6 protein-coding genes are annotated in these 10,542 nt (G+C 68.4%); 3 read left to right on the forward strand and 3 right to left on the reverse strand.

Annotation, left to right across the window (positions count from 1 at the left end; translation table 11 throughout):
- Positions 1-7: 7 nt before the first annotated feature.
- From nifJ to ACE3TU_RS01615, 3 genes are all read right to left on the reverse strand, one after another.
- Positions 8-3,610, reverse strand: coding sequence for a pyruvate:ferredoxin (flavodoxin) oxidoreductase (gene nifJ / locus ACE3TU_RS01605; RefSeq protein WP_374619341.1), 3,603 nt, complete (start codon positions 3,608-3,610; stop codon positions 8-10).
- Positions 3,603-5,240: an NAD(P)-binding protein gene (locus ACE3TU_RS01610; protein ID WP_374619343.1), complete on the reverse strand. Its 1,638-nt coding sequence runs from the start codon at positions 5,238-5,240 to the stop codon at positions 3,603-3,605. Before ACE3TU_RS01610 ends, nifJ begins: the two co-directional genes overlap by 8 nt.
- Before the next feature lie 100 nt (positions 5,241-5,340).
- The gene (locus ACE3TU_RS01615) at positions 5,341-5,799 is read right to left on the reverse strand and encodes a molybdenum cofactor biosynthesis protein MoaE (protein ID WP_374619346.1); all 459 of its coding nucleotides are present in this window, start codon (positions 5,797-5,799) and stop codon (positions 5,341-5,343) included.
- Between the two features lie 273 nt (positions 5,800-6,072).
- On the opposite strand from ACE3TU_RS01615, the gene ACE3TU_RS01620 reads away from it, so the two are divergent.
- From ACE3TU_RS01620 to ACE3TU_RS01630, 3 genes are all read left to right on the forward strand, one after another.
- Positions 6,073-7,089 (forward strand): hypothetical protein, encoded by a 1,017-nt coding sequence (locus tag ACE3TU_RS01620; protein ID WP_374619349.1) that lies wholly within the window; start codon positions 6,073-6,075, stop codon positions 7,087-7,089.
- 104 nt (positions 7,090-7,193) lie between these two features.
- Positions 7,194-8,453 carry an Hsp70 family protein gene (locus ACE3TU_RS01625; protein WP_374619351.1) on the forward strand — a complete coding sequence of 420 codons (1,260 nt, stop codon included), beginning with the start codon at positions 7,194-7,196 and terminating at the stop codon, positions 8,451-8,453.
- Between the two features lie 60 nt (positions 8,454-8,513).
- The coding region (locus ACE3TU_RS01630) for an EAL domain-containing protein (RefSeq protein WP_374619354.1) at positions 8,514-10,542 on the forward strand (2,029 nt) is incomplete at its 3' end.

A 10,542-nucleotide genomic window follows, 5' to 3' on the forward strand; every position in this document is an offset into this window, starting at 1 on the left:
GTCTCCGTCAGGCCTTGCCGGCGCCGAGGGTCGACCTCGACGGGCCGGGGCCGGCTTCCATCCGGGCGAAATCCTCATAGGTGCGGTACTTGTCGAGAATGGCCCGCTGGGCCTCTCCGAGCAGGGCTTCCGCCTCTGCCGGACGCGTCGCCGCCAGCGCCCGGTAGCGCAGTTCGTTATACGCATAGTCCTTGAAGGGCAGCGTCGGGCGCGGCGAATCCAGCCGGAACGGCGCTTCGCCGATGTCGCGCATCGCCGGATCGTAGCGCAGCAGCGGCCAGTAGCCGCTGGCCACCGCCTTGTCCTGCTGAGCGAGGCCGTTCCTCAGCTCAAAGCCGTGCGCGATGCAGTGGCTGTAGGCGAGGATCAGCGATGGCCCGTCATAGGCCTCGGCCTCGCGGAAGGCCTGCAGCGTCTGCTGCGGGTTGGCGCCCATCGCCACCTGCGCCACGTAGACGTTGCCGTAGGCCATGGCCTGCAGGGCGAGGTCCTTGCGCGCCGTGCGCTTGCCGGCCGCGGCGAACTTGGCGATGGCGCCGAGCGGGGTGGCCTTGGAGGCCTGGCCGCCGGTATTGGAATAGACCTCGGTGTCGAGCACCAGGATGTTGACGTTGCGGCCGCTGGCCAGCACGTGGTCGAGCCCGCCATAGCCGATATCGTAGGCCCAGCCGTCGCCGCCGACGATCCATACGCTGCGCCGCACCAGGTGATCGACCACCGAGAGCAGATCGCGCGCCGCCTGGCTCTGCGCCTCGAGCTTGAGCAACCGGGTCTTCAGTTCGGCCACCCGGATGCGCTGCGCACGGATCTCGGATTCCTGGATCTGAGGCGCGGCGAGGGTGGCCTCGACCAGCGCGTCGCCGAGGTCCGGCGCGAGACCACGCAGCAGCGAGCGGGCCAGTTCCAGATGCGTGTCGGCGGCGATACGGAAGCCGAGCCCGAACTCGGCATTGTCCTCGAACAGCGAGTTCGACCAGGCCGGCCCGCGACCCTCGGTGTTCGTGGTCCAGGGGGTCACCGGCAGGTTGCCACCATAGATCGAGGAGCAGCCGGTGGCATTGGCGATCATCAGACGGTCGCCGAAGAGCTGTGACAGGAGCTTGAGATAGGGGGTCTCGCCACAGCCGGCGCAGGCGCCCGAGAACTCGAACAGCGGCTCGAGGAACTGCACGCCGCGGACATTGGCGAAATCCACCCGCGCCCGATCGTTGACCGGCAATGTCTCGAAGAAGGCGATGCTGTCCCGCTCCTTTTCTGCGAGATCCGCCTTGGGTGCGAGGTTGATGGCCTTGACGCCCGGCTCGATCTGGCTCTGCGCCGGGCACGCCTCGACGCACAAACCGCAGCCGGTGCAGTCCTCGAGGTAGAACTGCAGCGAAAACGAGGTGCCCGGATAGCCGCGCGCCGTGACCGGCGCGTGCCTGAAGCCGTCCGGTGCGCCGGCCAGCTTGCTGTGGTCGTAGTACTTGGCGCGGATGACGCTGTGCGGGCAGACGAAACTGCACTGACCGCACTGGATGCAGAGGTCGGAGAGCCAGACAGGGACCTCGTCGGCGATATTGCGCTTCTCGAATGCCGCGGTACCGGAGGGAAACGTCCCATCGACCGGCATGGCGCTCACCGGGATGTCGTCGCCCAGTCCCTCCATCATCTTCGCGGTCACCCTGCGGACGAAGTCCGGGGCGCTATCGGGCACGGCCGGCGAACGATACAACGTACCGGTCGCGACAGCGGGCACCGCAACCTCGTGGAGGCGCGCCAGCGCGCCGTCGACCGCCGCGAAGTTCTGTTCGACCACCCGGCGACCCTTCCGGCCATAGGTCTTTTCGATGCTGTGCTTGATCGCCGCGATGGCATCGGCGCGCGGCAACACGCCGGAAATGGCGAAGAAGCAGGTCTGGAGGATCGTATTGGTACGGTTCTTGAGGCCGACCTCGGCGGCGGCCGTCGTCGCGTCGATGACGAAGAAGCGGAGCCGCTTGTCGATGATATCCTGCTGCATGGTGCGGGGCAGTTCGTCCCACACCTCGTCCGGACCGAACGGACTGTTGAGCAGGAAGGTCGCGCCGGGTGCCGCGAGGCGCAGCACGTCGGAACGCTTCACGAACTGGAACTGATGGCAGGCAACAAAGCCTGCCGAGCGGATGAGGTAGGGCGAGCGGATCGGCCTCGGCCCGAAGCGCAGGTGCGACACGGTCTGCGCCCCCGACTTGTGGGAATCGTAGACGAAATAGCCCTGCGCGAAGTGCGGCGTCTCCTCGGCAATGATCTTGACGCTGTTCTTGTTGGCCCCGACCGTGCCATCGGCACCCAGGCCGTAGAACACGGCGCGCACCACGTCGTCCGCCTCGGTGGCATAGCTGCGATCGACGGGGAGGCTCAGGTGGGTGACGTCGTCGCTGATGCCGACGGTGAAGCCGTGATTCGGCTCGGCGGCATCGAGGGCATCGAACACCGCCTTGGCCTGGGCCGGGTCGAAATCCTTCGACGACAACCCGTAGCGGCCGCCGATCATCCGCGGCAGGGACGGACGCTGGCCGCGCGCAACGGCCTCGGCGAGCGCCGCGACGATATCGAGGTACAACGGCTCTCCCGCAGCACCCGGCTCCTTGGCGCGATCGAGGACGGCCAGCGCGCGACAGCTGGCCGGCAGGGCCGCGAGCAGGTGTTGCGCGGAGAACGGGCGGTAGAGACGGACTGTCAGCACCCCAACCTTGGCGCCGTGGCGGCGCAGGTCGGCGGCCGCCTCGCCGACAACCTCGGCGCCCGACCCCATGATGACGACAACCCGCTCGGCATCGGGAGCACCATCGTAGTCGAACAGCCTGTAGGCACGTCCGGTCAACCGCGCGAAATCGTCCATCGTCGCCTGCACCGTCTCCGGAACACGTGCGTGGAAGGAATTGGCGGCCTCCCGCCCCTGGAAGAAGACGTCGGGGTTCTGCGCCGTGCCCCGAATGAACGGACGCTCGGGATTGAGGGCACGGGCTCGGTGGGCGTGCACCAGCTCGTCGTCGATCATGGCGCGGATTTGCGGGTCGCTCAGCAGCTCGAGCGTATTGACCTCGTGCGAGGTTCGGAAGCCGTCGAAGAAGTGGAGGAACGGCACACGGGAGCGCAGCGTCGCCGCCTGCGCGACGAGCGCCATGTCGTGCGCTTCCTGCACCGAGCCCGAGGCGAGCAGGGCAAAGCCCGTTGACCGTACCGCCATCACGTCGGAATGATCACCGAAGATCGACAGTGCCTGCGTGGCGAGCGAGCGAGCCGCGACATGAAAGACGGTCGAGGTCAGTTCCCCGGCGATCTTGAACATGTTGGGCAGCATCAGCATCAGCCCCTGCGAAGCCGTGAAGGTCGTGGTCATGGCCCCGGCCTGCAGCGACCCGTGCAGCGTGCCGGCGGCGCCGGCCTCGCTCTGCATCTCCTGGATCACCGGGACATTGCCCCAGATGTTCGTCAGGCCGGCCGACGACCATTCGTCGGCCAGTTCCGCCATGGTCGAGGACGGGGTGATGGGGTATATGGCGCAGACCTCGTTGACCCGGTAGGCGACGTGCGCCACCGCGGCATTCCCATCCATCGTCGCCCGCGTATTGAGGGTGTCAGGCATCGGCCGCCTCCGGAAGCATGGCGATGGCGTGGCAGGGGCACTGCTCGAAGCAGGCGGCGCAGCCGGTGCATTTGTCGTACTCGACCGCATAGCGTCGTCCCGGCCCGAGCTTGACGATGGCCTGCTCCGGGCAGGCGGCGTAGCAGCCGTCGCACTCGTAGCAATTGCCGCACGAGTAGCAGCGCTGTGCCTCGTAGCGGATCTCGCCCTCGCTCAGCCCGCCGACGATCTCTGCAAAGCCGGCGAGTCGCTCGGCGGCAGCCAGGGTACGCTGCGGATTGGGGTCGGCATCGGCGTAGACGGGCAGGTGCAGCATGCCGAACTCGGCCAGTGCCGGCCGCGGCGGATGCACGTAGCTCGCCTGGCGCAGGAAGGCGTCGATGTGGCGCGCCGCGCGCTTGCCGTGCCCGACGGCCTGGGTCACCGACTGCGGACCCGGCACCATGTCGCCGCCGGCAAAAATCCCCGCCTCCCCGGTCATCATGTCCGGCCCGACCTCGATCGCTCCCTCGGCGGTGAAGCCGATTCCCGGCAGCCGGCGCAGGAAGCCCGCGTCCGTCGCCTGGCCGAGGGCCAGGACCAATGCGTCGGCGCTGAGCGTTTCGAACTCGCCCGTCGGCTGCGGCCGTCCGTCACCGTCGAGAGCCATGCGCTCGACGGTAAGGTCGGCCCCGGAGATCTGCTTGATGGTCGTCAGCCAGCGGATCTTGACACCTTCCTCCAGCGCCTCGTCGGCCTCGAAGGCCTGCGCAGGCATGTGGGCTCGGTCGCGCCTGTAGACGATCAGTGCCTCGGTCGCGCCCAGCCGGCGCGCGGTGCGCGCCGCATCCATCGCGGTATTGCCGCCGCCATAGACGACCACGCGCCGGCCGAGCAGCGGTGGGGCGCCCGCGCTGGTGTCGTGCAGAAGGCTGACCGCATCGAGCACCTTCGCGGCGTCGCGGGCCGGAATGTCGACATGCTTGCCCACCCCCGCGCCGATGGCGAGGAAGACTGCGTCAAAGCCGCCCTCGGCCTTTGTTGCCGCGAGGTCGGTGACCTTGCGGTTGGTCAGGATGGTGACGCCCAGCGCCTCGATGCGGGCGACGTCGCGACTGAGGTCGGTGCGCGGCAGCCGGTACGCCGGTATGCCGAAATGCATCATGCCGCCGGCGACGGGCCCCGCTTCGTGGATCTCGACGGTGTGCCCGAGGCGCGCCAGGTGGTAGGCCGCCGACAGTCCCGACGGCCCGCCTCCGACGACCAGCACCCGGCGGCCGCTTGCCGGCGCCGCGATCCGGAATCCCCAGTTCTCGCTGTTGGCCAGATCGCCCAGAAAGCGCTCCACGGCGTGGATGCCGACCGGGGCATCGACCTCGCCCCGGTTGCAGGCACTTTCGCACGGGTGGTAGCAGACCCGGCCGTGAACCGCGGGCAGCGGATTGTCGGCAACCAGCATGTCCCAGGCCTCGCGGTACCTGCCGGCCTGCGCCAGAGCCAGCCAGCCCTGGATGTTCTCGCCGGCCGGGCAGGCGTTGTTGCAGGGGGGCATCAGGTCGACATAGACCGGCCGACGCGCCCGCACCGGGCCGGTGCCGAGGTCGTGGCCCAGGTCGACCCGGGGTGTCATGTCGCTCAGTCGCGTGCTCACGAGGCAGTCCTCCACAGTTCCGGAAGACTATGGCGACCACCGGCGATTGCACTTGATCTGTGTCATGCGCGCCGCGAGGGGCGCGCCGTCTCGGGTGGCGTCAGTCGCCGTCGCCCGTCCATCGCCGCCGTGCCGCCTCGTCCGCCTCGCGCGCCTCTACCCAGCGCTCGCCGCCCTCGACGGTCTCCTTTTTCCAGAACGGGGCATCGGTCTTGAGGTAGTCCATCAGGAAATCGGCCGCCTCGAAGGCGGCGGCGCGATGCGCGGCCAGCGTCATTACCTGGACGATCGGTTCGCCCGGCTGCAGCGTGCCGTAGCGGTGAATGACCGCTGCCCTCAGCAGGCCGAAGCGGGCCGTGGCCTGGCCGACAGCCTTCTCGATCTGCGCCACGGCCAGTTCGGGGTAGCACTCGAGCGTCAGCGTCTCCACCGCGTCACTCGCCGACGAGCGTACGAGTCCGGTGAACGTGACGACTGCTCCGGCGCCCAGCGTCGCGGTGATGAAGGCATTCGTCTCCGCACCCGGATCGAAGCCTGCCTCGCTCACTCGGATATGCATCCCATTCACCCACGTTCGTGCCCGGACTGTACCCGGCAGGCGCGATCGGACCAACCCCCAGCCGTCCGTGTGCCGCGCCGTCGCGACTGCCAGTATTACCGAAATGATGAGCGGGTCGGGCAAAGAACGCCGTTGCCGTTCAGCGGTTATTCAGTTGCGCCGGCATAGAGTATTTCCTGACGCGGCTGGCGGCGGGGCCCGGCAAGTAGGTTTGCCTTGCCGCAGCGAGTGACGCGTACTGCACGACAACGCCCCACCTCCTGGAGGAATCCCATGATTCGACTTGCGCTCGCCGGCATCGCGCTGCTCGGCCTCACCGCCTATTCCACGGCGCAGACGCCGCCGCCCAGCGTCGTCAGCTTCGCCGCCATCGCCGACATGCCGACCCTGCGTGACCCCAAGAAGCAGGACCATTTCGTCGTGACGCTGTCCGACGCGCAGGTGGCCACTACCCTCGAGATCGACTGCACTGCCGGACGCACCGAACTGCTCATCGTGCGCAAGGATAAGGCCTGCGCCGTCGGCGGCAACGGCGCCATCATCAACCCGGCCAACAAGCAGCAGCTGCCGCGCACCCAGTACCTCGGCCAGTATACCGTTGCCGCCGATGGCCTGACCGACGCCACGGCGCTCAGCGTCAACTACCTGGCCGTCGGCAAGGTCCCCTCGGACACCAAGAAGTTCGCCGGTTCCCTCAACCTCAAGCCGGAACTGACCTCCACCGGTGCCGCCGGCCTCACGCAGGCGGTGCTCAAGAAGGTCACCGGCGATACCACCGGCCCGATCAACAGCGCAGTCGACACGGTCGACCTCAACCGCGTGTTCATCCCGGGAGCCGGGCTGCCGTCCGACAAGGGCTGCACCTGGTCGGGCAACATGGTGTTCGCCTACCAGACCTATTCTTGGTTCATGGCGCTGACCGCCGATTGCGACGGCAAGACCTACGAACTCAAGGGCAACATGCCCTTCACCGATACCCCCGGCGTCGCCGGCCAGACCCAGTACGACCTGACCCTGACGCTGCCCTCGACCGAGCTGATCGGCGACGATGCGCTGTTCGCCTCGACAGACCTCAACGCCGACCTCTTCGCGGCGGTGGACGGCATCACCGGCCAGATCATCATGAAGAACTCCTCCATGGTGACCGTCGAGGTCGACGGCGAGAAGATCACCACGCCGATGAAGGTGGATGCGTCCGGCAGCTTCACCGGCACCAACGTGCCGCTCGAGGTGGTGCGCTCGCTGGCGACCCTGATCGGCGTCCTCCCCTCGACCTTCTTCGGCGCCTGATCTCGCCTATTGACGATGCCCGGCCGGCCTCCTAGAGAGGCCGGCCCTGCGCAGCGGCCGCCCACCGGCGGCCGTTGTCTTTTCGTCGAGTCGGGAGGTTGACGATGACGCAAACCCACTGCGGCATGGATTTCGGCACCTCCAACTCCACCATAGCGGTCGCTGCCGGCGGCCGGCCCCCGGTGCTGTTACCGCTCGAGGACGGCAGGCCGACCATCCCCTCGGCGGTGTTCTATTCGTTCGAGGACGACCGTACCTATTTCGGCCGGCAGGCCATCGGCGAGTATGTCGGAGGCGGCGACGGCCGGCTGCTGCGCTCGATCAAGTCGGTGCTCGGCACGGCGCTGTTCAGCGACACCACGCGGGTCAAGCGGCAGGCTCTTGCCTTTTCCGATATCCTCGGCACGTTCCTGGGCGAACTGAAGCGGCGGGCCGAGGCCGTACAGGGCGGGCCACTCACGCAGATCGTCTGCGGGCGTCCGGTGCAGTTCGTCGACGACGACCCGCGCGCCGACGCCGAGGCGCAGCGGCAACTCGAGGGCGCCGTCCGCGCCCTCGGCTATCGGCACGTCGAGTTCCAGTACGAACCGATCGCGGCGGCGCTTGACTATGAGCAGCAGGTGGCCGGGGAAGAACTGGCACTGGTCGCCGACATTGGCGGCGGAACCTCGGACTTCACCATCATCCGCCTGTCGCCGGAGCGGGCGCGCGCCGCCGACCGGCGGCCCGACCTCCTCGCGACGGCCGGCGTGCATGTAGGCGGTACCGATTTCGACCGGCTGCTGTCGCTCAGGCGGGTGATGCCGCTGCTCGGCTACGGCACCGAGACCGCTGACGGCAAGCGGCCGCTGCCGTCCGCGCCATACTATGACCTGGCCACCTGGCACCGGATCAACCGGCTCTACAATACGAGGTCACTCGCCGAGCTTCGCTCGACGCAGAAGGAGGCGCGGTTTCCCGACCTCGTGGCGCGGCTGGTGGCGCTGGTCGAGGGCCGGCTGGGGCACCGGCTGGCCGGGCGGGTGGAGGAAGCCAAGATTGCGCTCAGCGACGCCCCCAGCACCGAGTTCCGCTTCTCGACGCGGGACGTTGCGCTCGCCACCCCGATCGGCATCGAGGACCTCGACGCCGCGCTGGCCGGGCCAACAGCGGCGATCGCGGCGACCATCGCGTCTGCGCTGGTCGCCGCCGGCATCCAAGCCAGCCGCATCGAGACGCTCATCCTGACCGGCGGCTCGACCCGAGTGCCGGCGGTCGGCGACCTGCTGCGCCGCCAGTTGCCAGAGTCACGTGTGGTTGAAACCGATGCCTTCGGCAGCGTCGGGCTAGGGCTGGCACTCGAGGCGGCGCGCCGCTTCGGTTAACGTTCGCGAAGGCCGGCCCGGGCTAGAGTGGACGTCTCTGGTTCTGCATGCGGATCCCCGGTGGCGGCCCTCTTTCGATCAATTGTTGCGGCGGCGCTGGTCGCGGTGGTGTTCTTTGTTGGCGCCACCGGCATCTTCGCCTCGATCGACCGGGTGCTCGACGACATTCGCTTTGGCCTCACCAACCGGATGGCCAGTGATGACCTGGTCTTCGTCGATATCGACAGTTCGAGCCTCGCGCGGATCGGCGTCTGGCCATGGCCGCGGGATCTCCATGGCGAGATTCTCGACCGGCTGATGGACCTGGGAGCCCGGGATGTCGCCTTCGACATCGACTTCAGCACCCGCTCCACCGAGTCGGCGGACGCCGCCTTCACCGCCGCGCTCGGCCGGGCCGGCGGCTTCACCTATCTTGCCGCCTTCGAGCAGCCGGACGGCGCCAGCGGGCGTATCGTACTCAATCAGCCGATTGCGCCCTTCCTCGCCGAGGCGGTGCCGGTCCTCGTCAATGTCGAGACCGATCCCCAGGGCCTAGTCGATCGCGTGCCGCTCGGGCTTGCCGTCGACGGCGCCATTCTTCCCTCGCTCGCCGCCGCGCTGGCCGCCCAGCCCTTGCGCACGGCCGACGTGCTGATCGACTACGGCATCGATCCGCACAGCATCGCGAGGATCTCGGTCGCCGACCTGATCGATGGTCGGGTGCCGCCGCAGCAGATCGCCGGCCGGCAGGCGATCATCGGCGCCAGCGCGATCGAACTGCGCGACCAGTTCGCCGTGCCGCGCTTCGGATTTCTCGCCGGCCCGCTGATCCAGGCGCTGGCCACCGAGACGCTGAAGGCCGGCATGCCGCTCAGCCAATGGGGACCATGGCCGGGGCTCGCGGTGGCACTCCTGCTCGCCATCGGGCTGGCGCCGTTCGGCCGCAGGCTGAAGCTGGGTCCTTCCGTCCCCGCCGCCGCGCTGGTGATGGCGGGAATGGAAGGGGCCGCGCTGCTGCTCAAGGCCGAAGCCGGCGTGATGCTGTCGACGGCCAGCTTTCATGTCGCCGTTCTGTTCCTGCTCGCGCTGCGTCTGCTCGATGCGTTCCTCGTCGAGTTCGCCGCCCGGCAGCGGGCCCAAGCGCGTCTCGCCTATCTCGCCCGGCATGACGAGGTCACCGGGCTCAAGTCGCGGCGTGGCCTGCTCGAGGCCCTTCTGGACAAGAGCGAGACGGGCGAAACCACGCTCCTCGCTCTCGGCATCCTGCGTCTGGGGCAAGTGCGCGGCGCCCTCGGACAGGATGTTCACGACGAGGCGCTGCGAATCATCGCCAGCCGGCTTGCCGAGTTGCAGCTGGGTGAACTGGCCCTGATCGAGCGCGACATCTTCGCGGTAGCGCTGACCCGGCCGACGGATGGCCCGGCGCTCGCCGCCTTCGGACCGTTGATCCGCAATGCGCTGCGCCCGGCCTTGGGTCTGGCGGGCCACTCCGTGCATGTCGACGTGGCAATCGGCGCCGTCACCGGAGTTGGGCCGGCCGAACGGCTGTTGCAGCGGGCCGAACTGGCGCTCGACGAGGCGCGGCGCGACCATCTGCGCGGGGTCCTCGTCTACACCGATGTCCTCGAGCAGGCGATCAGCCGCCGGCGCAAGATCGATGCCGGTCTGCGGCAGGCGCTGGCCCACGGCAACCTGTCGGTGGTGTTCCAGCCGCAGGTCCGCCTGAGCGACGGGGAACTGGTCGGAGTGGAGGCGCTGGTCCGCTGGGAGGATCCGGAACTCGGCTCCGTGTCTCCAGCCGATTTCATCCCTCTCGCCGAAGAGACCGGCCTGATTGTCCCGATCGGCGTCTTTGTCCTGCAGGAGGCCTGCCGCATCGTCTCCGGGTGGGACTGGACCGGCAAGCTGGCCGTCAATATCTCGGCCGTGCAGTTGCAGGTCTCGGATGTATCGGGGGCCGTTGCGGCAGCCCTCGGCAGCTCGGGCCTGCCGCCCGGGCGGCTCGACATCGAGATCACCGAAAGCGTGCTCGTTGATCGCGGCGGTCGTGTGCTGGAGACCATCTCGGACCTGCGCCGTCACGGCATCGGCATCGCCATCGACGATTTCG

This window comes from Devosia sp. (assembly GCF_041917035.1).
GTDB lineage: Bacteria > Pseudomonadota > Alphaproteobacteria > Rhizobiales > Devosiaceae > Devosia_A.

Excerpts from the sequence above, each read along its gene's own strand:
- nifJ (WP_374619341.1), bottom strand. The coding sequence starts at position 3,610 with ATGCCTGACACCCTCAATACGCGGGCGACGATGGATGGGAATGCCGCG.
- ACE3TU_RS01615 (WP_374619346.1), bottom strand. The coding sequence starts at position 5,799 with ATGCATATCCGAGTGAGCGAGGCAGGCTTCGATCCGGGTGCGGAGACG.
- ACE3TU_RS01620 (WP_374619349.1), top strand. The coding sequence starts at position 6,073 with ATGATTCGACTTGCGCTCGCCGGCATCGCGCTGCTCGGCCTCACCGCC.
- ACE3TU_RS01625 (WP_374619351.1), top strand. The coding sequence starts at position 7,194 with ATGACGCAAACCCACTGCGGCATGGATTTCGGCACCTCCAACTCCACC.